Below are 25020 nucleotides of genomic sequence, written 5' to 3' on the forward strand. Positions count from 1 at the left end.
GAGAAGAGTTCCATCGTGAGTACCGCTGGTTTCCGCATGCCCGCCGAGTGGACCCACCACGAGGGCTGCCTGATGGCCTGGCCCACCCGGGCCGAGCTCTGGGGCGAGACCTACGAGGAGGTCAAGCGGGAGTACGCCGGGGTCGCCCGGGCGATCTCCGCGTTCGAGCCGGTGACGATGGTCGCCTGCCCCGGCCAGGGCGAGGAGGCCCGCACCCTGTGCGGCGAGGGCGTCGAGGTGGTGGAACTGCCCCTCGACGACTCCTGGTTCCGCGACTCCGGCCCGATCTTCGTGCTCGACCCCGACGGCCGGCGGGCGGGTGTGGACTTCCGCTTCAACGCCTGGGGCGGCAAGCACCACCCGTACGACACCGACGACCGGATCGCGGGCCTCCTGCTGGAGCGCCTGGGTGTCGAGCGCATCGACTCCCGGATGATCCTGGAGGGCGGCGCCGTCACCGTCGACGGCGAGGGCACCCTGATCACCACCGAGCAGTGCCTGCTCCACCCCAACCGCAACCCGGGCATGAGCCGGGCGGAGATCGAGGCCGAGCTGAAGGCCAAGCTCGGCGTCACCACGGTGATCTGGCTGCCGTACGGCGGACTGCTGGACACCGAGACCGACGGCCACGTCGACGGCGTGTGCGCCTTCGTGGCCCCCGGCAAGGTCGTCGTCCAGCTCCCGGACGACCCGGCGCACCCCGACCACGAGCGGATGCGCGAGAACCGGGCCGTCCTGGCGGCGGCCGTCGACGCCAAGGGCCGCACGCTGGAGATCATCGACCTGCCGCAGAGCGCCTTCGTCGACGTCGACGGCAAGGAGACCGAGGTCGGCTACCTCAACTTCTACATCGCCAACGGCGGCGTCGTCGTGCCGACGGCCGGCGTGCCCCAGGACGAGGGCGCCCTCGCGGTGCTCGCCGAGGCGCTGCCCGGCCGCAAGGTCGTCGGGGTGCGCTCCCGCGTCATCGCCTACGGCGGCGGCGGCGTCCACTGCATCACCCAGCAGGTGCCCGCCGCCCAGCCCGGCGTCTGACCGGCACCTCCCCCACGGAAGAGAACCCTCATGAGCACCTCTCAGGCCGGGGCCGGAACCCGCATCCTGCGCCGCCGCCGCTTCGTGGCCCCGGCCGCCGCCGTCGCCGTCCTCGCCCTCTCCCTGGCCACCGGCTGTGCCGGGCCGCCGAAGGACGGCGGAGCCGGCGTGTCGTACAAGCTCTCCGCCGACACCCCGCCCGCCAAGGGCGGTCTGGACTCCTTCACCTGGGCCGTCTACGCCGAGCCGCCGACCCTGGACTACATCTCGGCGTTCGACTACCCGCAGAACACCATCCTCTCCAACGTCTGCGAGAGCCTGATGCGGTGGACGCCTCAGCTCACCCTCGCCCCGGGCCTGGCGGAGAAGGCCAGCAGCCCCGACCCGACGACCTGGATCTACGACCTGCGCCCCGACGTCCACTTCCACGACGGCGGCGTGCTGACCGCCGACGACGTGGTCTACAGCCTCGGCCGCCAGACCAACCCGGACAACGCCGCGGCCTGGGCCCAGCAGTTCCAGAACGTCGCCGGCATCACCAAGACCGGCCCGCTCCAGGTCACCGTCAAACTCACCCAGCCCGACTCGCAGTTCAACCAGTACATGGCCACCGCGGCCGGGGTCGTCGCGTCGAAGGCCGGGATCGAGGCGGCGGGGAAGGACTACGGCACCAGCGGCAGCCTGGACTGCACCGGGCCGTTCCGGCTCGGCACCTGGAACAAGGGCCAGTCGGTCGAGCTCCAGCGTTTCGACGACTACTGGGGCCCCAAGGCCAAGTCGGCCAAGGCCGTGTTCCGCTTCCTCACCGACCCCTCGGCCCGGGTCAACGCCATGCTCACCGGCGAGGCCGACGGCGGCTACCTCATCCCGACCGAGAGCTACGACCGGCTGCGCTCGGCCGGCAACGGCTCGCTCTACTTCGGCGAGGGCCTCAGCACAGTCAACGTCAACGTCACCACCATGACGGGCGTGCTCGGCGACGTCCGGGTCCGCAAGGCGCTCTCGCTCGCCCTGGACCGCTCCGGCTTCGTCCGGACCGGTCTCGGCGGGGCCGGCAGCGCCACCGGCTCGCTCACCACCCGCGCCGCCTGGGCGGCCGCTCCCGAGCACGTCCGCACCGAGGCGTTCGAGGGGCTCACCCCCACCGCCCCGGACGTCGACCAGGCCAAGGCACTGATCAAGGAGGCGGGCGCCACCGGGAAGACCGTCACCGTCGCCACCAGCCCGATCGGCCAGGACGTCGCGCTGCTGGCCACCGCCGTGCAGGCGGCGGGCGCGAAGATCGGCCTGGACGTCCAGCTGAAGACCATCGCCCCCAACGCCTTCACCGCCCTGTTCACCGACCCCAAGGCACGCGAGGGCATCGACCTCTTCCCGGAGACGTACTACGACTCCATCACCGACCCGCTGGACCTCCTGGCCAACTTCAGGACCGGCGCCTACCAGAACTTCGCCTCGTACAGCGACCCGGCCTACGACGACCTGGTCAAGCGGGCCACCGCCGCCACCGACAGCACCGAGCGGTTCACCCTGGAGGCCCAGCTCCAGAAGACCGCCTCCGAGCAGCTGCTCTGGATCCCCGTCGCCGAATGGCCCACCACGGTGTTCCTGAACAAGCGGATCACCGGCGCCCCCACCACCATCTCCTACCTCTACTACCCGTGGGCGGCCGACGTGGGGGCGGCCCGGTGAGCTTCCTCAGATTCATCGTCCGTCGACTCCTGGAGATGGCGGCCACCCTGGCCGGCGCCTCGCTGGTGATCTTCGGCGCGATGTACCTCGCCCCGGGCAGTCCGGCGAGCTTCCTGCTCGCCGGCCGCTCGGCCACCCCGGAGGCGTTGCAGGCGGTGAACGCCCAGTACCACCTGAACGACCCGTTCATCGTGCAGTACCTGCGCTGGGCGGGGCAGATCCTGCACGGCGACTTCGGCCGCTCGATCACCTACCGCACGGACGTCTCCCGGCTGCTCGCCGACCGCCTGCCCGCCACGCTGCTGCTGGTCGCGATGGCGCTCGTCCTCGTCGTCGCCCTCGGCCTGCTGCTCGGCTGGATCGGCGCCGTCCGGGGCGGCGCCGCCGACTCCACCATCCTGATCGGCACCACCGTCGCGCTCGGCACCCCGTCCTTCGTCGCGGCCGTCCTGCTGCAGGGGCTGTTCGCGGTGAAGCTGGGCTGGTTCCCGACCGGCGGCACCGGGGACGGCCTCGGGTCGATGCTCTGGCACCTCGTGCTGCCCGCGCTGGCCCTCGCCCTCTACCTGATCGGCATGCTCGCCCGGGTCACCCGCGCCGCGATGGTCGAGGTCCTCGGGCAGGAGCACGTCACCGTCGCCCGCAGCCGCGGCGTCACCGGGCACCAGGTGATCCGCCGTCACGTCTTCCGCAACGCCCTGGGCACCGTACTGACCACCGGCGGACTCATCGTCTCCACCCTGCTGGTGTGCACCGTCCTGGTGGAGACCGCGTTCAGCGTCGGCGGCGTCGGGCAGCTCCTCGAACTGTCCACCACCACCAAGGACTTCCCCACCGTGCAGGCCATCTCCCTGATCCTGGTCGGCCTGTTCATGGCCGTGAACCTGGTCGTCGACCTGCTCCACCCCCTGGTCGACCCCCGGGTCACGCTCGGAGCCGGGAGGGCCGCCGGATGACCGCCACCCTCCTGCGCCGGCCCGGCCTCGCCCGGCTGCGCACCTCCCGCGCCCCGCTGCACCGGATCTGCCTCGGCTTCGTCGCCCTGGTCGTCCTCGCCGCGCTGCTCGCACCCTGGCTCGCGCCCCACGACCCGAACGCCGTCGACCTGGGCAACGCCCTCGCCGGCCCGTCCGGAGACCACCCGCTCGGCGTCGACGCCTCCGGCCGCGACACCCTGGCCCGGCTGGTGGCCGGGGCCCGCACCTCCCTGCTCGGACCACTCGGCGTGGTCGCCTTCTCCACGCTGGCCGGCATCGCCGTCGGCGTCACCGCCGCCTGGCGGGGCGGCTGGCTGGACTCCGTCCTCTCCCGCGGCACCGAACTGGTCTTCGCCTTCCCCGGTCTGCTGCTGGCCATCCTGATCGTCTCCGTGTACGGCGAGGGCCTGATCGCCCCCGTCGTCGCCCTCGCGATCGCCTACCTGCCCTACGTCAGCCGCCTCACCCGCTCCCTCGTCCTCGCCGAACGCTCCCGTCCCTACGTCGAGGCCTACCAGGTGCAGGGCCACTCCGGCCTGCAGATCTGCCTGCGCCACGTCATCCCCGGCATCGCCCCGGTGGTCCTCGCCCAGGCGACGGTCAACTTCGGCTACGCCCTGATCGACCTGGCCGGCCTCTCCTTCCTCGGGCTCGGCGTCCCCGCCCTCACCCCCGACTGGGGCCGCATGGTCTTCGACGGCCAGTCCGCCATCCAGCACGGCTACCCGCTGTCCGCGATCCTGCCCTGCCTGGCGATCATGCTGACCGTCGTCGCCTTCAACGTCGTCGGCGAACGCTGGGCCGACCAGGTCGCCAGGAGGGACCGATGACCATCCTCGACATCCAGGCCTACCGCCTGCGCCTGCCGGACACCGCCCGGCCCGTCCTCGACGGCGTCGACCTCACCGTCCGGGCCGGGGAGACGGTCGCCCTGGTCGGGGAGTCCGGTTCGGGCAAGAGCCTCACCTCCCGCAGCGTCCTCGGGCTGCTTCCCGACGGGGCGACCAGCGGGGGCACCGTACGGGTCAACGGCGAGGACGTCCTCACCATGACGCCCGAGCGGCTGCGCGACCTGCGCACCGGCACCGCCGCGATGGTCTTCCAGGACCCCCGCGCCGCCATCAACCCGCTGCGCCGCCTCGGCGACTTCCTCACCGAGAGCGTGCGCCTCAACGGCCGGCTCGCCGCCCCGGCTGCCGCCGAGCGGGCCGCCGAGATGCTGGACGCGGTCGGGCTGCCCGCCGCCGTCCTGGACCGGTACCCGGGGCAGGTGTCCGGCGGCATGCTGCAACGCGTGATGATCGCGGCCGCCCTGATGGGCGACCCGGCGCTGATCCTCGCCGACGAGCCCACCACCGCCCTGGACGTCACCACCCAGGCCGAGGTGGTCGCGCTGCTGGGCGACCTCCAGGAGCGCTTCGGCACCGGTCTGCTGTTCGTCACCCACGACCTGGGCCTCGCCGCCGCCATCAGCGACCGGGTGTCCGTGATGTACGCGGGCCGGATCGTCGAGACCGGCCCCGCCGAGGACCTGTTCGGCCGGCCGCGCCACCCGTACACGGCGGCACTGCTCGCCTCGACCCCGCGCCTGGACGCCCCGCAGGGCCGGCTGGCCGCCATCGAGGGCCGGCCGCCCGGCCTGCGCGAGGAGCTGACGGGGTGCCCGTTCGCGCCGCGCTGCCCGATCGCCACCGAACTGTGCACCGAACAGGCGCCCGCCCTGCTGCCGATCGAGGCCGAGCCGGGCCGCCGCACCGCCTGCCACCACAGCGACCGGACGGGGGAGGGGAGCGCCGATGCCTGACCTGAACCAGGAGGACGCCGTCGATCCGAAGGGAGCGCCTGCGGTGCGCAGGACCGTGCTGGAGGTCGTCGGCCTGCACCGCGCGTTCGGCGGGGTGCGGGCGGTGGACGACGTCTCCTTCACCCTGGCCGAGGGCGGGTCGCTGGGCATCGTCGGCGAGTCCGGCTCCGGGAAGACCACCACCGCCCGGATCGTGGTCGGGCTGGAACGGGCGGACGCCGGGCAGGTCCTGGTCCACCGCCGGGACCGCACCGAGCACCGGCGCGGCCGGGCCCACCGGCTCGCCAGGGCCCGGGAGGTCCAACTGGTCTTCCAGGACCCGTACCTGTCCCTGGACCCGCGCACCACCGTCGGCGCCGCGCTGCGCGAGACCCTTCGGCTGCACTTCCCCGACGCGGACCACCCGCGGCGGATCGCCGAACTCCTCGACCAGGTCGGTCTCGGCGAGCGCGAGGCCGACGCACTGCCCCGGCAGCTGTCCGGCGGCCAGCGCCAGCGCGTCGCCATCGCCCGCGCGCTGGCGGTCGAACCGGCCGTGCTCGTCCTCGACGAGGCGGTGGCCGCCCTCGACGTCTCCGTGCAGGCGCAGATCCTCAACCTGCTGGCCGACATCCGCGCCCGGACCGGCATCGGCTACCTGTTCATCACCCACGACCTCGGCGTCGTCCGGTGCGTCACCGACGACGTCGTGGTGATGCGGCACGGCCGGATCGTCGAGTCCGGGCCCACCACCGAGGTCCTCGCCCACCCACAGCACGACTACACCCGGCTGCTGCTGGACTCCGTGCCCCGACCGGGCTGGGACCCGCGGTCCATCGCGGCCGCGCGCCGGGCGCTGTAACGCGGCGGCCCCCTGACCCGGGTCCGGGTCGTCGACGCCCCCACGGCGGCGGCCCGGACCCGATTCCCCCGATCGGCGGCGCGCGGGTTCACCGACCTGCCCCCCGCCCGCCCTACTGTCGGATTCGCCCGTTTCCGGGTGAATCCGACCACGAGGGGACGTGCCATGAGAGAACCCGCCCTGTCCCGCCGGGCCCTGCTGCGATCCGGGGCCGTCGCCGCCGCGCTGGCGGTACTGGAGGGCTGCGGCTCGGACGCGACCCCGCCCGGGGAGGAGGAGTCCTCGGTACCTCCCGCCGCCACGACGGCCCCGGGCCCGCTCGCGATGCCGGCCGAGTGGCTCCCGCACACCCGGACGTTCATGGCCTGGCCGGCCCTCGATCAGGTGTGGGGCGACCAGCTGCCCGCCGTCCGCCAGGACATCGCGCACGTGGCGCAGGCCGTCGCCCGGTTCGAGCCGGTGGTCCTGATGGCCCGCCCGGACCAGAGCGCCGAGGCCCGGCAGCAGTGCGGTGCCAGCGTCGAGGTCATCGACCTCATGGTGGACGACCTGTGGGCCCGCGACACCGGCCCCACCTTCGTCACCGGGCCGGGCGCGCTGGCCGGCGTCGACCTCAACTTCAACGGCTGGGGCAACAAGCAGAACCACGACAACGACAGCCAGGTCGCCCGCAAGCTCCTCGACCACTACGGGATCCGGCGTATCCAGGCACCGGTCACCGGCGAGGGCGGCGCGATCGAGGTCGACGGCGAGGGCACCCTGATGGCCACCGAGAGCTCGTGGGTCAACGGGAACCGCAACCCGGGCAAGGACCGGGGCCAGATCGAGGCCGCTCTGATGGACCTGTTCGGCGTCCGGAAGGTCATCTGGTTCCCCGGCGTGTCCGGGCAGGACATCACCGACTGCCACGTCGACGCCCTGGCCCGCTTCGCCGAGCCGGGCGTGGTCGTCATCCACCGCCCCGGCCCGGACACCCCGCCGGACATCTGGTCCCGCGCCTCCGACCAGGCCCTGCAGGTGCTCCACGGCGCCACCGACGCCCAGGGCCGGACGCCGCGCGTCGTGGAACTCGTCGAGCCCGACCTCAGCGGACAGCCGGACCGGGGCAAGGACTTCCTGGCCACCTACCTCAACTACTACGTCGTCAACGGAGCCGTGATCATGCCCCAGTTCGGGGACAAGGCCTCCGACGACCGGGCGGCGGGCATCCTGGGCGACCTCCACCCCGGGCGCGAGATCGTGCCGGTGAGCATCAACGCGATCGCCGCCGGCGGCGGCGGCATCCACTGCTCCACCCAGCAGCAGCCCGTGGCCGCCGGCTCCTCCGGGTCCGCGGCGGGCTCGGCGACCTGACGGGGGCCGGCCGGGGACGGCGGCGTCCCCGGCGGCCGGTCGCGGGCCCGCTCAGCGCGGGCGGGAGCCCGGCGGCAACACCTGGGCCCTGAGCCGCAGCTCCGGGCTGTGCCGGAAGCCGAGGGTGAACTCCACCCACTGGCCGGCCCGCAGCGGCGGCGGGTCGGCGATCATCAGGTCGGCGTCCTCCGGGGACATCGCCAGCTCGCCGCGGCCCGGCACCGGGAGCGCGCTCACCGGCTCCCAGCGTCCTGCGGCGCCCTGGTGCAGGTGCCGCTTCAGGGTGATCCGACCGCCGAACTCCCAGCTGGCACTGGTCAGTTCGTCCGGCACGTCGCCCGGGTTGCGGATCGTGAAGAACGCCGCCGTGGCCGGGGCCGCGCCCGCCGTCGGCAGCAGCAGCCAGCCCGCTCCGGCCTCCACCGGCCGGGGCCGCCCGGCTCCGCCGGCCGCCGTCCACCCGGTCAGCAGCGCCAGCGTCAGCGCCGCCGCGCCCACCGGCGGGCCGACCGTCCGCAGCCGTTCGATCGCGCTCATCGCCGCGCCCCCTTCCGGGCCGCCGAGGTGCCGCGCCCCGGCTGCCAGGTGCGCAGCCGCAGGCTGTTGCCGACCACCAGCAGCGAGCTGAGCGACATCGCCACCGCCGCCAGCATCGGGTTGAGCAGTCCGACCGCCGCCAGCGGGATCAGCACGACGTTGTAGCCGAAGGCCCACAGCAGGTTGGCCCGGATCGTCGCGAGCGTCTGCCGGGCCAGCCGGACGGCGTCCACCACCGCCTCGATCTCGCCGCGCACCAGGGTCAGTCCCGCCGCGCCGATCGCGGCGTCGCTGCCCGAGGCCAGGGCCACCCCGAGGTCCGCCGAGGCCAGCGCCACCGCGTCGTTGACGCCGTCGCCGACCACCGCGATCGTCCGCCCGGCGGCTCGCAGCTCGGCCACCACCTCGGCCTTGCGCTCCGGCGAGGCCGAGGCGTGCACCTGCTCGATGCCCAGCTCGCGCGCCACCGCCCGGGCCGCGCCCGGACCGTCCCCGGTCGCCAGCACGGCCTCCAGGCCCATCCCGCGCAGCCGGTGGAGCGCCCGCCAGCTGCCCGAGCGCAGCGTGTCGCCGACCGCGAGCACGGCCGAGGCCCGCCCGTCCAGCTCCACCACGACGGCGGTGCGGCCCGCGTCCGCAGCCGCGGCGACGGCGTCCGCCAGGGCGGTGGGCAGCGGCTGCGCCGTGCCGTCCGGGCGGATCACCCGGACGGCACGGCCCTCGACCGCCCCGGACACCCCGAGCCCGGTGGCGGCCGCGAAGCCGTCCGCCGTGGGCAGCGGGCCGCAGCGCTCCCGCGCGGCCGCCGCCACGGCCCGCCCGATCGGATGCTCCGAGCGGTGCTCCACCGCGCCGGCCAGCCGCAGCACCTCGCGCTCGTCGAGGCCCGGCGCCACCGTGACCTCGGCCAGCTCCATCCGCCCGGTGGTCAGCGTCCCGGTCTTGTCCAGGACGACGGTGTCGACCCGGCGCAGGCTCTCCAGCACCTCCGGTCCGCGCACCAGCACGCCCAGCTCCGCGCCCCGCCCGGTCGCCGCCAGCAGTGCCGTCGGCGTGGCCAGGCCCAGCGCGCACGGGCAGGCCACCACCAGCACCGCGACCGCGGCCGTCACCGCCGCCTGGGGGGCCGCGCCCGCGCCCAGCCAGAAGCCCAGTACGCACACCGCACCCGCCAGCACGCAGGGCACGAACACCCCGGCCACCGCGTCCGCCAGCCGTTGGGCGCGCGCCTTGCCGGCCTGGGCCTCGGCCACCAGCGCGGTGATCCGGGCCAGCTGGGTGTCCGCGCCGACGGCCGTCGCCCGCACCACCAGCGCGCCGCCGACGTTGACCGTCGCGCCCGCCACCTTGTCCCCGGGACCGACCTCCACCGGGACGCTCTCCCCGGTCAGCAGGCTCAGGTCGAGCGCCGAACCGCCCTCGACCACCACCCCGTCGGTGGCCACCCGCTCGCCCGGGCGCACCACGAACTCCTGCCCGGGCAGCAGCAGTTCGATCGCCACCAGGCGCTCCTCCCCGGTGCCGCCGGCCCGGACGCAGACCTGCTTCGCGCCCAGCTCGGCCAGCGCCCGCAGCGCGGAACCGCTGCGCCGCCGCACCCGGCCCTCCAGCAGCCGCCCGGCCAGCACGAACAGCGGCACCCCGACCGCGGCCTCCAGGTAGACGTGCGCCGCGCCGCCGCCGTCCGCGGTCAGTGAGAACGGCATCCGCATGCCGATCTCCCCGGCGCCGCCGCACACCAGCGCGTACGCCGACCAGCCGAAGGACGCCACCACCCCCAGGCTGACCAGGGTGTCCATGGTGGCGGCCGCGTGCCGCAGCCCCTGCCAGGCCCGGCGGTGGAACCCGGCCGACCCCCAGGTCACCACCGGGACGGCCAGCGCGAAGCAGACCCACTGCCAGGCGGCGAACTGCAGCGACGGCACCATCGACAGCACCACCACCGGGACGGCCAGCAGGACCGTCACCAGCAGCCGCCACCGCTCCGCCGGCTCCTCGTCCGGCACTCCGACGCCCACCCCCTCGGGCGCGGGCTCTGCGGTGTAGCCGGCGCGTTCGACCGCTGCCACCAGCTCCGCGACCGGCACCGCGGCGGGATGCAGCACCCGGGCCCGACCGGTCGCCAGGTTCACCCCGGCGCTCACCCCGTCGATCCGGGCCAGCCGTTTCTCCACCCGGCCCACGCAGGCCGCGCAGGTCATCCCGCCGACCGCCAGATCGGTGCTCACCAGGGCCCCGGCATCGGCCCCCGCGACCGGGCTCACCGCATCCCGCCCATGTCGTGCCCGCCCATCCCGGGCGAGTCGCTGCCCTGGTTCCCGGGCCTCAGCCCGGGGGACACCGGCCCCGCCTGCCGTCCCACGGCATACGCCGCCACGAACACCACCACCAGCAGCAGGGCGAACCCCGCCAGCACACTCAACGGCCGGACACCCGGCGACTTCGCACTCACCCCCCAGCAGTCGGACGGCGGAGGCGGTTGGTTCCCGTACGGTTCGAACCACCAGCGGTTTTATTCGGATGACGGACCCGAACGGAGCGGGTAGCGTCCGGGACGGCGCCTCCCGCTGAGCTGGGCCCGGCTACTTCCCGTCAGAAGAGTTGCCGGTGCCCGTTGGTGATCCCCGGGAGGCGCCCTCCATCGCCCACGCCGTCCGCCTCCCACCACCGGGGGTGCGTCCGGGAGCCGGAGTCCGAGCCGTTCCCGCTGGTCGTCATCCCCTCCACTCGAACGGGTGTGCAGCTCTCGCTCCCGCCCGGGGCACCCCGAAGCATGGGGTGCATACGGGCCTCCGGCCGCCGGACGCCGAGCGAGAAGAGAGAACCCCGGTGCGCGAACTCCACAGCCTTCCCAGTCCCTCGGCCACCAGCCGTCGGCAGGGCCGCCGTCCCCGGCTCCGTCCCCGCCGCCGGGCGGCCGCCCTGCTGGCGGCCCTCGCGGCCGCCGGGGTGCTGGCAGCGTGCAGCAGCTCGTCGACCAACCCCTCGGTCGCCGCCTCGGCGCCGGCGCCGTCCGAGTCGGCCACCGCCTCCGAGGGCACCGCCTCCCCGTCACCGGCCGGGTCGCCGTCCGCGGCCCCCACGGCCGACGCGTCGGTGGCGGCCTCGTTCGCCGCCTCGGTCTCCGCCCAGGAGGCCCAGACCCAGGCCAAGGCCGCCTCGGTGCTCGCCGATCTGCCCGGCGGCGGCAACGCCCTCGACTCGGTCACCCTCACCCCGGTGCCGCTGAGCGATTCCGGTGGGCTGCCCGCCGTCGTGGCCACCATCGAGAACCAGGGCATCAACGCGGCCTCCTACGCGGTGCAGGTGGACTTCACCGACACCGCCGGAAGGGCCGTGGACAGCACGGTGGTCGGCGCCGAGCACGTCCCGGTGGGGGAGCAGGCCGCCCCGATCGCGTTCAGCCGAACCCCGGCACAGCAGCGGCTGCTGCCCGTGGTGGTCAAGGCCGTCCGTTACTGAGTCCGGCTGCCGGTGAATGCGCCCGGCGCCGAATCGGCTGGATCCCGGAATGGATCGGCGACGGCGGTGCCGTGTCAGCCTCCGTGAACCCCTCGATGCCCTTCACCGTGACGGTCGGCTGCCAGGGCGGCGGCTCGGTGCAGGTCCACGTCGCCGGCCTGGCCCCGGCCGACTTCGCGGTCCAGTGCCCGGCGGACGCCATCGGCATCGGCTCGGTGGAGATCCCCGCCAGGCCCGGCCGGGACCTGCAGTTCACCGTCACCGCCTCCGACCAGGCGATCCACTGGGGCATGTACGCCACCCAGGCGGACTGACCCCACCCTCACGGGGCAGAACACCTAGCGCCGCACGCTGCGCGGCCCGGTGACCGCTGCGCCCAGCGCGCCGACCCGGGCCCGCAGTTCGCGGTCGGCGGTGACGACCAGGCAGTCCCGGTCAGGCTGATCGGCCCTGGCCGCCCGGACCAGCTCGACGATCAGGTCGTCACCGCTGCCGGTCGCGGCGACCACCCGCACCTCGGGCACCTCGCGCACACCCCGGGCCGCGCTCTCCACGACCAGCACCACCTCCAGCGGCCCCGGCCGCTCCGGCAGGCCCTGTCCGGCGACGGCGACCAGCGCGTCCCGCAGCCGCTCGGCGGCGCCGCGCCGGTCCCGCCACCACCCGTCGGGCACCGACCCGACCACGTTGGCACCGTCCACCACCAGCAGCGACAGCCCGCCCCGGGCCCCGGCCGCGTCCTTGACTCCCATGGCCGCCAAGCCTGCCACGGCCCGGGCTGCTCCCGCTCCGCCCACCGGGAAGGCCGGGCGGTGGCGGGGCGTCAGGTCAGCGTGATCCGGATGCCGACGGTGCCGCGCTCGCCGCGGCGCAGCCGGCTGCCGAGCAGGGTGAGCACGCCGAGCAGGCCGTACTTCTGCCGCAGCAGGGTGCGGTAGGCGGCGGTGCGCTCGGGGCTGAGGAGTTCGGCGGTGGCCGGGTACTGCTCGCCGGTCGGCCGGCCCTTGACGTCGCACGGGCCGACCAGGACGTCCGCGCGGTTGCGGATCCGCTTGACCTTCCAGGAGTCCGCGACGGTCCAGACGCCGAGCGCCTCGCCGTCGCGGACCACCCACACCGGGGTCGGTACGGCGGTGCCGTCCTTCTTGTAGGTGCTGACGAGGAGGTAGCTCCCGGCGGCGAGGCTGATGATCCGGGCGAGCCGGTCCGGCGAGGCGGGGTCGGGCGTGGTCATGGCCGGAAGTCTAGGGCCCCGCCCCGATCACCGCTGGCCGGCCGGCCGGTCGCGGCCGGGGCCGGGGGCTCAGCGGTGCAGACGGGTGCGGGCGGTGACGGCCAGGGCGCGGGCCCGGCGGGTCAGCCGGCCGAACCCGCCGACACCGGTGGAGCCGACGGCGCCGGCGCCCGGGCGGGGGAGCTCGGCCGGCGGCGCGGCGGCGGCCGAGGCGGCGGGTGCGCCGCGGCGGCGGGCGGCGGTGCGCCAGGCGGCCCAGAGCGCGAGTGCGGCGCCGAGGGACGCGGCCGTCCAGGCGGCCGGGCCGAGGCCGGGTCCGCTGTCCTGGACGGCCTGCGGGTCCACCTTCGCGGTGGGGCCGGAGGCGGACCCGCCGCGCACGGGGGCCGGGCCCGCGGAGGCGGCGGAGGTGTCCTCCACCAGCTGCCCGACCGGCTGGACCTTGCCGGTCGCCGCGAAGCCCCAGTCGAGCAGGTCGGCCGCCTCGTCGTAGACCTCGGCCTGCACCTCGGGGTGCATCACCGTCACCAGCAGGGTGCGGCCGCCGCGCTGGGCGGCGCCGGTGAAGGTGGCGCCCGCGTTGGTGGTGTAGCCGTTCTTGACGCCGATCAGGCCCGGGTACTTGCCGAGCAGCCGGTCGGTGTTGGCGATGTCGAAGCTGATGCGCTGCCCGGTGAGCTTGTCCAGCCCGCCGGGGAAGCGCGCGGTGCGGGTCGAGCAGTAGGCGCGGAAGTCGGCGTTGCGCAGCCCCGCGCGGGCGAACAGGGTGAGGTCGTAGGCGGAGGAGACCTGGCCGTCCATGTCGTAGCCGTCGGGGGAGACCACCTTGGTGTCGCCGGCCTGTAGCGCCTTGGCGCGGGCCTGCATCTGCGCGACGGTCTGCTGGAGGCCGCCGTTCATGTGCGCGAGGACGTGGACGGCGTCGTTGCCGGAGCTGAGGAAGACGCCGCGCCAGAGGTCCTCGACGCGGTACGGCAAGTTCTCCTTGACGCCGACCAGGCTGCTGCCGACACCGACGTCGGCCAGTTCCGCCGCGGTCACCTGGTGCTCCGTCGCGCGGTCGAACTTGGGCAGCACGGTGTCCGCGAAGAGCATCTTCAGGGTGCTGGCCGGGGCCAGCGGCAGGTGGGCGTTGCGGGCCGCGAGCACCTCGCCGCTGCCGGCGTCGGCGATCAGCCAGGACCGCCCGGTCAACGCGCGCGGGAGCGCGGGCGCACCAGCCAGCGGCGCGACCTGGACGGTCGATCGGCCGAGCCGCTCCCCGCCGACCGCGCCGGCGGCGTCCTTCCCGAAGGCGGTCGGGGTATCGAAGGCGGTCGGCGCACCGAAGGCCGTCGGATCGCCGGTGGCGGTCGGGACGCCGGCGCCGAGCGCCAGGGCGGACACCGCGGCGGCCGCCGCTATCCTGCTGACCTGCTGTGACTTCTGCTGCACACGGCGAACGTACCCGGGCCGCCGCCGGGCCGCCGCGCCTGCTGCTCCGTCCGGCTGGCCGCACTCCACCTGCGGATCGGTGATCATCCGCCCGGGACACGCGCCGCCCGCCAGGACTGCCTTCGGTCAACGGGGTCATCGGCTGCGAGCCGGCGACCCCGCCCTCCCGGAGACCTCGTCCGGCCTGGTCAGAGGGCATGCCGACAGCGTGTGGCCTCGTGCAGGGCGGGTGGTCGCGGTCCGGGCCGACTACCATGAATAGGGACATTCTTCGGTGCCCGGGCCGCAGTGGTAGGGAGGCCGACATGGCGTTCGGGAATGCTTGTCTCGGAGGCGTGGACGGCGCCCGCTACCTGCCGATCTCCGAGCACGGCCTGATCGGTGACCTCCGTACCGCCGCACTCGTGGGCACCAACGGCACCATCGACTGGTACTGCTGCCCGCGCTTCGACGCACCCAGCGTGTTCGCGTCCATCCTCGACGCCGACCGGGGCGGATCGTTCGAACTGGCCGCCGATGTACCGACCCGCACGCGACAGTTCTACTTCCCCGACACCAACGTGCTGATCACGCGGTTCTTCGCCTCCGACGGTGTGGCGGAGATCCAGGACTTCATGCCGGTCGTCGACGAGTCGCGCGAGGCGGCCCGGCACCGGCTGATCCGACGGGTGATCTGTGTGCGGGGGACGCTCCCGTTCCGGGCGCGGATCGCTCCCCGCTTCGGCTACGGGGCCGAACCGCACACCGTGGAGCTGCGGGCCCACGAGGCGCTCTTCCGGTCCCGGTCGATGTCGCTGGCGCTGACGGCCACCGCGGCGCTCGAGTGCGACGACCTGGACGTGTGGTCGCACTTCAAGCTCCTCGAAGGCGAGTCCGCGGTGTTCGCCCTCGACCAGATCGGCGACGACGTCGTTCCCCGCGCCTGCCCCCGGGCCGAGGCGGAGGAGCAGTTCGAGGCGACGGTCAGGTTCTGGCGGCGCTGGCTGGCCGGTTCGCGCTACCACGGTCGGTGGCGGGAGACGGTGCACCGCTCCGCGCTGGTGCTGAAGCTGCTCACCTATGCGCCGACCGGCGCGATCGTGGCCGCGCCCACGACCAGCCTGCCCGAGCAGATCGGCGGCGAGCGCAACTGGGACTACCGGTACGTGTGGGTCCGCGACGCCGCCTTCTGCATCTACGCCATGCTCCGGCTGGGCTTCACCTCGGAGGCGGAGGCGTTCATGGCCTTCCTCGACGAGCGGGGCATGCAGGGCTCCGGCCAGGACAGCGCCGCCACGGGCCCGCTGCAGATCATGTACGGCATCGACGGACGCGACGAACTGCCCGAGCACGAGCTGTCCCACCTGGAGGGATACCTGGGATCCGCTCCGGTGCGGGTGGGGAACGCCGCCACCGGCCAGCTCCAGCTGGACATCTACGGAGCGCTGATCGACTCCGTCTACCTGTACGACAAGTGGGGACAGCCGATCAGCAGCGACCGGTGGGACGAGGTCGGTGTCGTGGTGGACTGGCTCTGCGGTCACTGGGACCAGCCCGACGAAGGCGTCTGGGAGACCCGAGGGGGTCGACGGAACTTCCTGTACTCGCGGCTGATGTGCTGGGTGGCGATCGAACGGGCCATCCGGATGGCGAACCGGCGCGGCCTGCCCGCCGACCTCCCCCGCTGGCGGCAGAGCCGTGACGCGATCTACCGGCAGATCATGCAGCGCGGCTGGTCGGCCGAGCGGGGAGCGTTCGTCCAGGGCCTGGACAGCGACGTACTCGACGCCTCCCTGCTGATGATGCCGATGGCCAAGTTCATCTCGCCCACCGACCCCAAATGGCTCTCGACCCTGGACGCGCTCACCACGGACCTGGTGTCGGACTCGTTGGTCTACCGTTACGACCCGCAGGCCAGCCCGGACGGCCTGCGGGGAACCGAGGGCACCTTCTCGATCTGCTCCTTCTGGTACGTCGAGGCGCTCGCCCGCGCCGGGCGCCTGGAGGAGGCCCAGCTGGCCTTCGAGAAGATGCTCACCTATGCCAACCACCTCGGCCTCTACGCCGAGGAGATCGGCCCGACCGGTGAACAACTGGGCAACTTCCCCCAGGCGTTCACCCACCTCTCGCTGATCAGCGCGGCGTTCAACCTCGACCGGGCGCTCGGCTGACCCGGCGCAGATCGCCGAGGCCATCGCCTATCCGGCCGGCGACTCGGTGACTTCCGCTCCAGGGTGCGCCGGACCGCGCAGCCGCTGGGGCGGGCACGATCCGGTCGCTGACGGTCCGTGGGCGGGTGAAGCCGGAGCTCGGACGTCCCGGGACGGGATCAGGGACGGTCCAGGGACGGTTCGGGGACGGTTCGGGGACGGCGAAGCGTGGTGGTCCGGACCGTGCCGCTCCTAGCGTGGCGGTCATCGAGTCCGTCGAGTGCGGACCATGCCCTAGCCCGAGGAGAACCGTGGCGATTCACTCCCTGGTCAAGCGTGCCGCCGTGGTGACGGCGTCCGCCGCCATCGCGGCGACCACGCTGGCCGGCACGGCCAGTGCCAACACCCAGGCCGGATACGTCGGTGACAACCAGGCCAACGACTGGACCGCCGTGCAGTGCGTCCAACACGACTTCAACCAGTTCGCCCTCGCCCGGGGCGGTAACTACCCGTCGCTCAAGGAGGACGGCTACTGGGGCCCGAACACCCGCAGCGCGGTGATCTGGATGCAGAACATGCTGATCAGCTACGCGAAGCACGCCGACGGCATCGTGGGCCCCCTCACCGGTGACCTGCTGCTCGACTACGGCGACCAGGGGTGGGACGGCAAGTGCCGGGCCGCGCTGCCCACCAGCTCCTGACCAGGTAGCAGCGCGTCTGCTCCGGAGCCACCCGGCTCTGCCGCGCCGCGTCGTCGACGCGACCGGAGCCGACCCGGCCGGCCGCGCGACACCCCGCCCGCCGGGCCCGGACTCCACCGCTGCCCTCGCGCCGTCAAGAGGCCCGAGGGCAGCGGTGTTTTCACCACCACCCGACCAGCTGAGGACCAGGTAGCCCCGTATGAACCCCGACCCGACCCCGTCCCACCCCGGCCGCCGCTCGGTGCTGGCCGGCGCCTTCGCGATCGGTACCGGTGCACTGCTCTCGTCCGTGCTGCCCGCCGGGGTGGCACGGGCCGCCGGTGGACCGGCGATCGCCGACACGAACGCGTGGGGGGCCCGGCCCTCCAGCAGCCCCATCAACGTCCTGGCCGGCGTGCCGGACAAGGTGATCGTGCACCACACCGCGACCGCCAACGTGACGGACTACTCGCAGGCGGCCGCGTTCTCACTGGCCCGGTCGATGCAGACCTACCAGATGGACAGCGAGAGCTGGATAGACACCGGCCAGCACTTCACCATCAGCCGCGGCGCGTACATCATGGAGGGCCGCCACAACAGCCTGTCCACGCTGCTCGGCGGCACCCAGCACGTGGAGTCCGCCCACTGCACGGCGCAGAACACGGTGGCGATCGGCATCGAGAACGAGGGCACCTACAGCACCGTCGACCCGCGTAGCGAGCAGTACGCGGCGCTGGTCGACCTGATCACCTCCATCTGCCGCCAGTACGGGCTGCGGGCCTACCAGATCTACGGGCACCGGGACTTCAACAACACCGAGTGCCCCGGCGACCGCCTGTACGCGCTGCTCCCGCAGCTGCGCCGCGATGTGGCCGCGCGGATCGGCGGGGACCCGACCGGGCCGGTGTGGCCGATGCTCAGCAGCGGGGCCTCGGGCGAGCGGGTGAAGACGCTGCAGTACCTGCTGGTGCAGCACGGTGCGACCCTGACCGTGGACGGGTCGTACGGGCCGGCCACGCAGAGCGCCGTGACGGCCTTCCAGAACACCACGCACGCCTCGGCGGACGGGGTCGCGGGCAACCAGACGTGGAGCCAGGCCGTCGCGCCGCTCGCCCGCGGCGCCTCGGGCAGCGCGGTGACGGCGGTGCAGAGCCAGCTGGTCGCGCACGGGATCCCGGTGACGGTCGACGGCGCGTTCGGCCCCGGCACGCAGTCCGGGGTGACGTCCTTCCAGAACTCGGCGTCGCTGCCCGCCGACGGCGTGGTCGACGCCCGGACCTGGAGCCGACTGGTCGCCTGACGCCGCATCCGCCGGTGCCCCTCGCGGACCTGCCGCCCGCGAGGGGCACCGGCGTCGGCGGCCGCACACGCCGGGACCACCGGGCACCCCGAGGGCTGCCGGGACGTCCCTGGGACGCCAGGATCCCTGGTGGGACGGCCAGTTGAGCCCGACAGTGGGCGACACCGCCTGATCACCCGACAGGCCCTGGAGGGATGACCCGTGAAACGTACCTCGGCCCTGCGCGGACTCGCCGCAGCCGCGCTCGCATTCGTCGCACTCGCCCTGCTGCCCGCACCGGCACAGGCACTCGACTCCACCACCTGGCTCCAGCGCAACCTGGTGGGGATCGGCTACCTGGCCGGCGGCGGCGTCGACGGCACCTACGGCCCGAACACCACCGCCGCCGTCCGCAGCTTCCAGCACGACAACGGGCTCGACGAGGACGGCGTGTACGGCGGCCGCACCGAACTCGCGCTGCACAACAAGGTCGCCGAGGTGCAGCGCGCGGTCGGCTCGGGCGCGGACGGCGCCTACGGCTCGGGGACGACCGACGCCGTCACCACCTGGCAGCGTGCGCACAGCCTGAGCTACGACGGCATCGCCGGGCCGGCGACCATGAACGCGCTGGGGATCGCGCGGACCGTGCAGATCACCGCCCAGTGGAAGTTCGGCAGCCACGGCTGGAGCGTGAGCGGCCAGTTCGGCTGCCTGGACCAGATCTACATCCACGAGAGCGGCTGGAAGGTCTACGCGACCAACCCGTCGTCCGGTGCGTACGGCATACCGCAGGCGCTCCCCGGCGACAAGCTGGCCGCCGCCGGATCCGACTGGCAGACCAACCCGAACACCCAGCTCAGCTGGGGCCTGGACTACATCAAGGGCCGCTACGGCGACCCGTGTTCGGCGTGGGGTTTCTGGCAGTCCCACAACTGGTACTGATCGGACGACCAGGACACCCCCGATGCCCCCGCGGAGCCGCTGCGCTCCGCGGGGGCATCGTCGTTTCCGGAACCGTCCCGGGGTGAACGCGGCGTCGTGGCCGGTGGATCAGCTGCTGCGCCGGAAGGTCCGCCGACCGGCGGTGGTCAGCACCAGACCCGCCGTCAGGATCAGCACGAGCGAGGCCAGTGACCACAGGACGGCCACCTGCTGGCGGTACCGGTCCCGGTCCCGGTCCCGGTCCTCGGACCGCACGGCGCCGGCCGGCCCGACCGGCGCCGTGCGGTCCGGCGCACCGCCCGCCGCGCGACAGGCGTCCGCCAGGTTCCACAGGTCCAGCAGGTGCGCGGCGTCGCCCTCGCAGAGGCCGGCGATCCGCTCGACGGCGTCGCGGGGCGGGAACTGCTTGCCGTTCACCCACCGCTCCCACGAGGACTTCGCGTAGTGGGTGCGTTCGCTGATCCGGACGTACGTCAGACCGGAACCGGACTTCAGCGCCTGGAGCTCGCTGGCGAGCTGATCGGCAGGGGCCGGAGGCGTGTTGCCGGATGCAAGGTGGCGGACCATGGTGCTACTCCCCGTACTCACTCTGGTGTGGCTCACTCTGGTGTGGTCAAAAGCCATGCAAACTCTGCGGCATCCTCCGGTGAGATGCGAGAGCTCCGAACTTTGTGGGACGACCCAACCCGCACCACGGCCCTGAGCTGTGCTTTGAGACGCCGGGCCGGAGCAAGTTGAGACGATCTCCCGGAACGCCGGTCCCGATCGGCGGCTCCGGGCGGGGCCCGGGCAGGGGCGGGGCCGGTCCGTGGAGGCGTGGAAAGGACAGGCAACGACCGCATAAACTCACAGGCTGCAATCAGTCCCACGCTTCCCATCGATCCACCTGACGAGGTAGCCGAGATGAGCCAGTCCTGGAAGCCACTCCCCGCTGATCTTTCGGAGCCGGCTCGGCGCCTGGCCGAGGAACTGCGCGCGGTCAAGGACGCGCACCGGATCTCGTTGGCCGACCTGGGGAAGCGGACCCACCTCAGCAAGGCGTCCTGGGAGCGGTGGCTGAACGGGAAGCGCCTGATCACCTCGCAGGCGCTGTCCGGCCTGATCGCGGCGGTGGAGTGCGACGCCGCGCTGCTGACCTCCCTCCTGCGACAGGCCGAGGCCGCCCGCGACACGGAGGCCGCACCCGCCGCCGTACCCATATCGACGCCCGCACCCGTACCCACACCCGCGCCGCCGGTCGAAGCGGTCGAGCCCGCAGCGTCGCCGGATCCGTCCCCCTCCACGGCGGACGCCGACACCGCCGGGCCGGCGCTCGCCGGGTGGCGGCGGCCGGCGACCCTCCTGGGCGTGGCCGTCGTCGCCGCGTTCGCACTGTTCGCGGCCCTGTACCCACGCGGCACGCACGACGACCGGACCGGATCGCAGCCGGTGGCGGCAGCGACGACGCCGACGGCGCCGACGCCCTGTCAGGGCGTGGGCTGCGCGGGCAAGGACCCTCAGACCCAGGGGTGCGACCTCGACGAGCGCACCCTGCTGACCGGCAACGTGGGCGAGGCGATTCTCTATGTCCACTACAGCCCGCGCTGCCGGGCCGCCTGGGCCGGGATCACCAACGGTTCCCCGGGTGACAGCGCCACGATCACCACCAACACCGGCGAGCAGGAGACCGCCCTGATCCACTGGGGCTACGACAACTACTCGGTGATGGTCGACGCGGGCCCGGGCGACACCACTCTCCAGGTGTGCGGCCACCGGTCCGGCGGCGCGGCCTGCACCAGCGTCGTCAACGACCCTGCCGCCCGCGCGAGCGCCATGCCGGTGCCCAAGCCCCCGGCACCGGCCACCACCCCCGCGCCCTGACCACACTGCCGCTTCCCGGACCCCGGATGAACGTGGACGGCCGTCCCGGCCGCGTCCCGGGACGGCATGACCTGGTGGGACGCGTGAGGCGCTGCTTGGCTGGTGGCCGCCCGGACTCCCTCCCCGGGCCCACAGGAAGGGGCACACCATGATGCGGACAAAGCTCGGTCTCAAGACGGCTCTCGCCCTGGCCACGGCGGGCGCCACGCTCGCGCTGGCCGCTCCGGCGCAGGCGTCGACCACCGCGGACTACATCGGCGACGGGTACCCGAACAGCTACCAGAGCGTGCTGTGCGTACAGCAGTTGCTGAACACCTGGGCCTCCAACGGTGGCATCCAGGGTGTCTCGGTGAAGGAGGACGGCCTCTGGGGTCCCCGGACCAAGGGGCTGGTGACGTACTTCCAGCAGGTCCAGAGCCAGAGCAACCCGAGCATCGTGCCGGACGGCATCGTCGGGAAGAACACGGGCAACTCGATGGTCTACAGCCACACCCAGCCGTGCTACCAGTTCATCCCGACGTACTTCTGATCACGACCGCCCCGCTCCGCTTCCGGCGGCGGCCCTTCCCTGCCGCCACCCCCTCTCCACTTTCCTTCCCACTCAGTGAGGAACCGTCATGAAGCGCGTCTCGGCCGTAGTCGCCGCGATGTTCGCCGCGATCCTTGCGGCACTGCTGTCCGCCCCCGTCGCCCAGGCCGCGAGCTGGCCCATCGTCCAGAACGGTGACCGGGGCGACAATGTGACCACCGTCCAGTACCTGCTGAGCGCCCGCGGCTTCGGGACCACCGCCGACGGCGCCTTCGGCCCCGGCACCCAGGACAAGGTCAAGAGCTTCCAGAGCGCGAACGGCCTGAACCCGGTGGACGGCGTCGTCGGCACCGACACCTGGTCCAAGCTGATCGTGACCGTCCGTCAGGGCGACAACGGCGACGCCGTCAAGGCGCTCCAGGTCCAGCTGAACGCCCACGGTGCCGGGCTCGCCGTGGACGGTGCCTTCGGCGCCGGCACCGACTCCAAGGTGCGGAACTTCCAGCAGTCCGCGGGCCTGAACCCGGTCGACGGCATCGTCGGCCCCGCCACCTGGGCCGCCCTGGTCTCCGGCGGCGGCAGCACCGGCGGCGGCGGTGGCGACACCCTGAGCCAGTCGCAGGCCGCCTCGATGCTCTCGTCCGCCGGGATCACCTGGTCCTCCTCGGGCGGCTGCTCCGACCGCAACAACAGCAGCTGCACCTCCTTCGACGGCCTGCGCCGCGCCTCGGCGGACGGCGCCGTCGCGCTCAAGCACGCGGTCGGCAGCTGCCCGCTGAACATCACCGGCGGCACCGAGACCGGCCACGCCAGCGGCACCTACAGCCACGGGAACGGCTACAAGCTGGACTTCGGCATGATGAGCTGCCTCACCAACTACATCACCGGCAACTTCGCGCACAGCGGCACCCGCGCCGACGGCGCCGACCTGTGGACCGCTCCCTCGGGCAACATCTACGCCAACGAGGGCAGCCACTGGGACGTCACCTTCATGAACTGACCGCCGCCGAGGCGGGACCGGCCCGCCGAAGCGGACGCGCACCGTGAGGAGAGGGGCACCGGACACACCCGGTGCCCCTCTCCCGTTCCCACCACCCGGCCCGGCCGGGCCTTCACCCCCGGCGGGTCGGGGGACCGGCGGAGCCCGAAGCACAGGGCGGTCCGTTCAGCCCCGGGCATCGCGGTGGTCGCTACCTTCGATGGGTCGGGTCGCGCCGAAAGTCGGATTTCCGGGCGCGGGGCGCTGTCTAGGCTCGGGGTATGAAGACCCTGCTCGGCTATCTCGGTTTCGTCCTGATCCTCGGCGGCGGGTCCGGCCTGCTGGCGGACCGGCTGGAGGGCTTCCGCCTGTTCGGCTTCGTCCGCTTCCTGGTGCCGGAGGGTCATGAGACCGCGGGGTACGCCATCCTGCTGGTGCTCGGCATCCTGCTGGCGATCCCCGCGGCCCGCCGGGGCTAATCAGCGGCAGCGGCGGAGGCCGCCACGCCGTCGAGCAGGACGGCGAGGCCGGTGCGGAAGGCCTCCTGGTCGCGGTCCTGCGGGGTACCGTCGGCGGCGCCCTGCAGTGCGGTCAGCAGGGGGAAGCGCTCGGGGAAGTCCGGTGCCAGTTCGGCGAGTCGGGCGGATCGGGTGGTCCACCAGTCCTCGTCGGCGACGCCGGTCGCGGCGGCCGCGCCGCGCGATTCGGCGGCCACCGCCGCCATGCCGCGGACGAGCTGCCAGAGCGCCGCGACCACGCCGGGCAGCCGCCCCGGGGCGAGGGCGGCCGGCCGCAGGGCGCGCAACAGGCGTTCCATGGCGGCCAGTTCGGCCGGGCCGAGCACCGGGCGGGCCTGGGACACCTGGAGCATCCAGGGGTGGCGCAGGTAGCAGGCGTACAGTTCTTCGGCCCAGGCGGTGACGGCCGATCGCCAGCCGTCCGCGACCGGGGGGTCGGCCGGGAGTTCGGCGAGTGCCCGGTCGTGCATCAGGTCGAGGAGTTCGGCCTTGCCCGGCACGTAGGTGTAGAGGGCCATCGCGGTGCGGCCGAGCCGCTCGCCGACGGCGCGCATCGAGAGCGCGGCCATGCCGTCCGTGTCGGCCACCGCGATGCCGGCGGACACGATCGCGTCCACGCTGAGGCCCGGCTTGGGGCCGCTGCGCCCGGTACGCCCGGTGCCCGGTTCCGGTGTCGCGCCCCAGAGCAGGGACAGGGACCGGTGGGCGTCGCCCTGTCCCGCGTAGACGACCATGCAGCAACTCCTTATGGCGTAAAGTAACCTCGGCAACGGCAACTCTTTATGCCGTAAGGTTATCAATCGAAGGGGTTTCGCGATGACACTGCCCGTCACCTTCGTCGAGGTCGTCGAGGTCCGCCGGATCACGCCGCGCACCGCCCGGGTCACCTTCGAGGCCGGGGCCCTGGCGGACTCTGTGGGCGTGGCGCCCGACCAGCAGGTCAAGCTGTGCTTCCCCCGCCCCGGGCAGGCGGAGCCCGAACTGCCGGCGCAGAGCGACGATCCGATGAGCTGGTACCAGGCGTACCTGGCGATCCCCGAGGCCGCGCGCCCGCTGCTGCGCAGCTTCACCCTCCGCCGTCGTCGGCCCGGCACCCGGCTGGTCGAGATCGACTTCGTCCTGCACGGCGACAGCGGTCCGGCCGCGGCCTGGGCGGATCGCGCCGCGCCCGGGCAGCGGCTCGGCATGGTCGGTCCCTCGGCCTTGTACGCCCCGACGGTCCCGTTCGCCGAGGCGGCCGCCGCTGCCGACTGGGTGCTGCTGGCCGGGGACGAGACGGCCCTGCCGGCGATCGCGACGCTGGTCGCGGCGCTGCCCGCCGGAGTGCGGGCGGTGGCGTTCGTCGAGGTCGCGGACGAGGCCGAGCGGCAGCCGCTGGAGAGCGGTGCCGAACTGGCCGTGCACTGGCTGACCCGGTGCGGGCGGGCTCCGGGGGAGGCGCTGGTCGGGGCCGTCCGGGCCGCCGGGCTGCCGGGCGGCACGCCGTTCGCCTGGCTGGCCGGCGAGGCGGGCGCGGTGCGGGCGCTGCGCCGGCAGCTGGTGGAGGAGCGCGGGGTGCCGAAGTCTTCGATCGACTTCACCGGGTACTGGCGCCACCGGTTGACCCAGGACGACGCGCCCACCGCCGAGGATCTGGCGGACGCCCAGGAGCGGTTCGCGGCCTCCTGATCCCGTCCTTGCGGTCGCGGCGGCCGGGCTTTCCGGCCGCCCTCCCGCGGCCGCCGGCTCTGTCATG

At 73.6% G+C, this 25020-nt stretch carries 26 protein-coding genes; 18 read left to right on the plus strand and 8 right to left on the minus strand.

Features of this window, described 5'->3' with window-relative positions; genetic code table 11:
* The first annotated feature begins 15 nt into the window (after positions 1-15).
* The 7 genes from ACIOJE_RS30105 (at position 16) to ACIOJE_RS30135 (ending at position 7702) form a co-directional block, all read left to right on the plus strand.
* Positions 16-1035, plus strand: a complete 1020-nt coding sequence (locus ACIOJE_RS30105) for an agmatine deiminase family protein (protein WP_280683203.1) — start codon at positions 16-18, stop codon at positions 1033-1035.
* A gap of 30 nt (positions 1036-1065) precedes the next feature.
* Complete coding sequence (locus ACIOJE_RS30110) at positions 1066-2727, plus strand: ABC transporter substrate-binding protein (protein ID WP_400780449.1); 1662 nt, start codon at positions 1066-1068, stop codon at positions 2725-2727.
* On the plus strand, positions 2724-3683 hold the full coding sequence (locus tag ACIOJE_RS30115; RefSeq protein WP_280683206.1) for an ABC transporter permease: 960 nt from the start codon (positions 2724-2726) through the stop codon (positions 3681-3683). Before ACIOJE_RS30110 ends, ACIOJE_RS30115 begins: the two co-directional genes overlap by 4 nt.
* A complete protein-coding gene (locus tag ACIOJE_RS30120; RefSeq protein WP_400780452.1) occupies positions 3680-4534 on the plus strand; it encodes an ABC transporter permease in 855 nt (284 codons plus the stop codon). The genes ACIOJE_RS30115 and ACIOJE_RS30120 overlap by 4 nt, the downstream gene beginning before the upstream one ends.
* On the plus strand, positions 4531-5508 hold the full coding sequence (locus ACIOJE_RS30125; protein ID WP_400780455.1) for an ABC transporter ATP-binding protein: 978 nt from the start codon (positions 4531-4533) through the stop codon (positions 5506-5508). Before ACIOJE_RS30120 ends, ACIOJE_RS30125 begins: the two co-directional genes overlap by 4 nt.
* Entirely contained in the window at positions 5501-6349 is an 849-nt protein-coding gene (locus ACIOJE_RS30130; RefSeq protein WP_280683212.1) for an ABC transporter ATP-binding protein, read from the plus strand. The genes ACIOJE_RS30125 and ACIOJE_RS30130 overlap by 8 nt, the downstream gene beginning before the upstream one ends.
* 165 nt (positions 6350-6514) lie before the next feature.
* Positions 6515-7702 carry an agmatine deiminase family protein gene (locus ACIOJE_RS30135; protein ID WP_400780458.1) on the plus strand — a complete coding sequence of 396 codons (1188 nt, stop codon included), beginning with the start codon at positions 6515-6517 and terminating at the stop codon, positions 7700-7702.
* Between the two features lie 51 nt (positions 7703-7753).
* On the opposite strand, the gene ACIOJE_RS30140 is transcribed toward ACIOJE_RS30135, so the two are convergent.
* From ACIOJE_RS30140 to ACIOJE_RS30150, 3 genes are read right to left on the minus strand one after another with little or no spacing between them, the layout of a single operon-like run.
* Positions 7754-8239, minus strand: a complete 486-nt coding sequence (locus ACIOJE_RS30140) for a copper chaperone PCu(A)C (protein WP_280683216.1) — start codon at positions 8237-8239, stop codon at positions 7754-7756.
* On the minus strand, positions 8236-10467 hold the full coding sequence (locus ACIOJE_RS30145) for a heavy metal translocating P-type ATPase (RefSeq protein ID WP_400780462.1): 2232 nt from the start codon (positions 10465-10467) through the stop codon (positions 8236-8238). The genes ACIOJE_RS30140 and ACIOJE_RS30145 overlap by 4 nt, the downstream gene beginning before the upstream one ends.
* A 32-nt stretch (positions 10468-10499) precedes the next feature.
* Positions 10500-10661 (minus strand): hypothetical protein, encoded by a 162-nt coding sequence (locus ACIOJE_RS30150; protein WP_280683222.1) that lies wholly within the window; start codon positions 10659-10661, stop codon positions 10500-10502.
* 407 nt (positions 10662-11068) lie between these two features.
* Here ACIOJE_RS30150 and ACIOJE_RS30155 point away from each other — a divergent pair, with 407 nt between their 5' ends.
* Positions 11069-11701, plus strand: coding sequence for a hypothetical protein (locus ACIOJE_RS30155; protein ID WP_400780465.1), 633 nt, complete (start codon positions 11069-11071; stop codon positions 11699-11701).
* A gap of 71 nt (positions 11702-11772) precedes the next feature.
* Complete coding sequence (locus ACIOJE_RS30160; protein ID WP_280683225.1) at positions 11773-12015, plus strand: hypothetical protein; 243 nt, start codon at positions 11773-11775, stop codon at positions 12013-12015.
* A gap of 24 nt (positions 12016-12039) precedes the next feature.
* Here ACIOJE_RS30160 and ACIOJE_RS30165 read toward each other — a convergent pair whose 3' ends face one another.
* The 3 genes from ACIOJE_RS30165 to ACIOJE_RS30175 all read right to left on the minus strand — a co-directional run bounded on the left by ACIOJE_RS30165 (position 12040) and on the right by ACIOJE_RS30175 (position 14369).
* Entirely contained in the window at positions 12040-12453 is a 414-nt protein-coding gene (locus ACIOJE_RS30165) for an NTP pyrophosphohydrolase (RefSeq protein ID WP_400780468.1), read from the minus strand.
* Positions 12454-12524: 71 nt separating this feature from the next.
* Positions 12525-12935: a PPOX class F420-dependent oxidoreductase gene (locus ACIOJE_RS30170; RefSeq protein WP_400780471.1), complete on the minus strand. Its 411-nt coding sequence runs from the start codon at positions 12933-12935 to the stop codon at positions 12525-12527.
* A 69-nt stretch (positions 12936-13004) separates the two neighbouring features.
* Positions 13005-14369, minus strand: coding sequence for a D-alanyl-D-alanine carboxypeptidase family protein (locus ACIOJE_RS30175; protein WP_400780474.1), 1365 nt, complete (start codon positions 14367-14369; stop codon positions 13005-13007).
* A 305-nt stretch (positions 14370-14674) separates the two neighbouring features.
* Between ACIOJE_RS30175 and ACIOJE_RS30180 the strand changes: the two genes are divergently transcribed.
* The 4 genes from ACIOJE_RS30180 to ACIOJE_RS30195 all read left to right on the plus strand — a co-directional run bounded on the left by ACIOJE_RS30180 (position 14675) and on the right by ACIOJE_RS30195 (position 19399).
* The gene (locus tag ACIOJE_RS30180; RefSeq protein WP_400780476.1) at positions 14675-16519 is read left to right on the plus strand and encodes a glycoside hydrolase family 15 protein; all 1845 of its coding nucleotides are present in this window, start codon (positions 14675-14677) and stop codon (positions 16517-16519) included.
* 290 nt (positions 16520-16809) lie between these two features.
* On the plus strand, positions 16810-17199 hold the full coding sequence (locus tag ACIOJE_RS30185) for a peptidoglycan-binding protein (protein WP_400780479.1): 390 nt from the start codon (positions 16810-16812) through the stop codon (positions 17197-17199).
* A gap of 199 nt (positions 17200-17398) precedes the next feature.
* Positions 17399-18478 carry an N-acetylmuramoyl-L-alanine amidase gene (locus ACIOJE_RS30190; protein WP_280683236.1) on the plus strand — a complete coding sequence of 360 codons (1080 nt, stop codon included), beginning with the start codon at positions 17399-17401 and terminating at the stop codon, positions 18476-18478.
* Positions 18479-18679: 201 nt separating this feature from the next.
* Positions 18680-19399 carry a peptidoglycan-binding protein gene (locus ACIOJE_RS30195; RefSeq protein WP_400780483.1) on the plus strand — a complete coding sequence of 240 codons (720 nt, stop codon included), beginning with the start codon at positions 18680-18682 and terminating at the stop codon, positions 19397-19399.
* 108 nt (positions 19400-19507) lie between these two features.
* On the opposite strand, the gene ACIOJE_RS30200 is transcribed toward ACIOJE_RS30195, so the two are convergent.
* Positions 19508-19966 (minus strand): helix-turn-helix domain-containing protein, encoded by a 459-nt coding sequence (locus ACIOJE_RS30200; RefSeq protein ID WP_400780486.1) that lies wholly within the window; start codon positions 19964-19966, stop codon positions 19508-19510.
* Positions 19967-20302: 336 nt separating this feature from the next.
* Here ACIOJE_RS30200 and ACIOJE_RS30205 point away from each other — a divergent pair, with 336 nt between their 5' ends.
* The 4 genes from ACIOJE_RS30205 (at position 20303) to ACIOJE_RS30220 (ending at position 23246) form a co-directional block, all read left to right on the plus strand.
* Complete coding sequence (locus ACIOJE_RS30205; protein ID WP_280683240.1) at positions 20303-21259, plus strand: DUF2690 domain-containing protein; 957 nt, start codon at positions 20303-20305, stop codon at positions 21257-21259.
* A 148-nt stretch (positions 21260-21407) separates the two neighbouring features.
* A complete protein-coding gene (locus ACIOJE_RS30210; RefSeq protein ID WP_280683242.1) occupies positions 21408-21788 on the plus strand; it encodes a hypothetical protein in 381 nt (126 codons plus the stop codon).
* An 88-nt stretch (positions 21789-21876) separates the two neighbouring features.
* Positions 21877-22788: a peptidoglycan-binding protein gene (locus tag ACIOJE_RS30215; RefSeq protein ID WP_400780490.1), complete on the plus strand. Its 912-nt coding sequence runs from the start codon at positions 21877-21879 to the stop codon at positions 22786-22788.
* Between the two features lie 260 nt (positions 22789-23048).
* On the plus strand, positions 23049-23246 hold the full coding sequence (locus tag ACIOJE_RS30220; RefSeq protein ID WP_280683244.1) for a hypothetical protein: 198 nt from the start codon (positions 23049-23051) through the stop codon (positions 23244-23246).
* On the opposite strand, the gene ACIOJE_RS30225 is transcribed toward ACIOJE_RS30220, so the two are convergent.
* A complete protein-coding gene (locus ACIOJE_RS30225; protein WP_280683246.1) occupies positions 23243-24019 on the minus strand; it encodes a TetR/AcrR family transcriptional regulator in 777 nt (258 codons plus the stop codon). The genes ACIOJE_RS30220 and ACIOJE_RS30225 overlap by 4 nt on opposite strands.
* Positions 24020-24101: 82 nt before the next feature.
* Here ACIOJE_RS30225 and ACIOJE_RS30230 point away from each other — a divergent pair, with 82 nt between their 5' ends.
* Complete coding sequence (locus ACIOJE_RS30230; protein WP_280683248.1) at positions 24102-24953, plus strand: siderophore-interacting protein; 852 nt, start codon at positions 24102-24104, stop codon at positions 24951-24953.
* Positions 24954-25020 lie beyond the last annotated feature (67 nt).

It is taken from the genome of Kitasatospora sp. NPDC087861 (assembly GCF_044742585.1).
Lineage (GTDB): Bacteria > Actinomycetota > Actinomycetes > Streptomycetales > Streptomycetaceae > Kitasatospora.

Excerpts from the sequence above, each read along its gene's own strand:
- ACIOJE_RS30110 (WP_400780449.1), top strand. The coding sequence starts at position 1,066 with ATGAGCACCTCTCAGGCCGGGGCCGGAACCCGCATCCTGCGCCGCCGC.
- ACIOJE_RS30220 (WP_280683244.1), top strand. The coding sequence starts at position 23,049 with ATGAAGACCCTGCTCGGCTATCTCGGTTTCGTCCTGATCCTCGGCGGC.
- ACIOJE_RS30125 (WP_400780455.1), top strand. The coding sequence starts at position 4,531 with ATGACCATCCTCGACATCCAGGCCTACCGCCTGCGCCTGCCGGACACC.
- ACIOJE_RS30120 (WP_400780452.1), top strand. The coding sequence starts at position 3,680 with ATGACCGCCACCCTCCTGCGCCGGCCCGGCCTCGCCCGGCTGCGCACC.
- ACIOJE_RS30170 (WP_400780471.1), bottom strand. The coding sequence starts at position 12,935 with ATGACCACGCCCGACCCCGCCTCGCCGGACCGGCTCGCCCGGATCATC.
- ACIOJE_RS30205 (WP_280683240.1), top strand. The coding sequence starts at position 20,303 with ATGAGCCAGTCCTGGAAGCCACTCCCCGCTGATCTTTCGGAGCCGGCT.
- ACIOJE_RS30215 (WP_400780490.1), top strand. The coding sequence starts at position 21,877 with ATGAAGCGCGTCTCGGCCGTAGTCGCCGCGATGTTCGCCGCGATCCTT.
- ACIOJE_RS30135 (WP_400780458.1), top strand. The coding sequence starts at position 6,515 with ATGAGAGAACCCGCCCTGTCCCGCCGGGCCCTGCTGCGATCCGGGGCC.
- ACIOJE_RS30180 (WP_400780476.1), top strand. The coding sequence starts at position 14,675 with ATGGCGTTCGGGAATGCTTGTCTCGGAGGCGTGGACGGCGCCCGCTAC.
- ACIOJE_RS30230 (WP_280683248.1), top strand. The coding sequence starts at position 24,102 with ATGACACTGCCCGTCACCTTCGTCGAGGTCGTCGAGGTCCGCCGGATC.
- ACIOJE_RS30130 (WP_280683212.1), top strand. The coding sequence starts at position 5,501 with ATGCCTGACCTGAACCAGGAGGACGCCGTCGATCCGAAGGGAGCGCCT.
- ACIOJE_RS30140 (WP_280683216.1), bottom strand. The coding sequence starts at position 8,239 with ATGAGCGCGATCGAACGGCTGCGGACGGTCGGCCCGCCGGTGGGCGCG.
- ACIOJE_RS30225 (WP_280683246.1), bottom strand. The coding sequence starts at position 24,019 with ATGGTCGTCTACGCGGGACAGGGCGACGCCCACCGGTCCCTGTCCCTG.
- ACIOJE_RS30190 (WP_280683236.1), top strand. The coding sequence starts at position 17,399 with ATGAACCCCGACCCGACCCCGTCCCACCCCGGCCGCCGCTCGGTGCTG.
- ACIOJE_RS30200 (WP_400780486.1), bottom strand. The coding sequence starts at position 19,966 with ATGGTCCGCCACCTTGCATCCGGCAACACGCCTCCGGCCCCTGCCGAT.
- ACIOJE_RS30210 (WP_280683242.1), top strand. The coding sequence starts at position 21,408 with ATGATGCGGACAAAGCTCGGTCTCAAGACGGCTCTCGCCCTGGCCACG.
- ACIOJE_RS30165 (WP_400780468.1), bottom strand. The coding sequence starts at position 12,453 with ATGGGAGTCAAGGACGCGGCCGGGGCCCGGGGCGGGCTGTCGCTGCTG.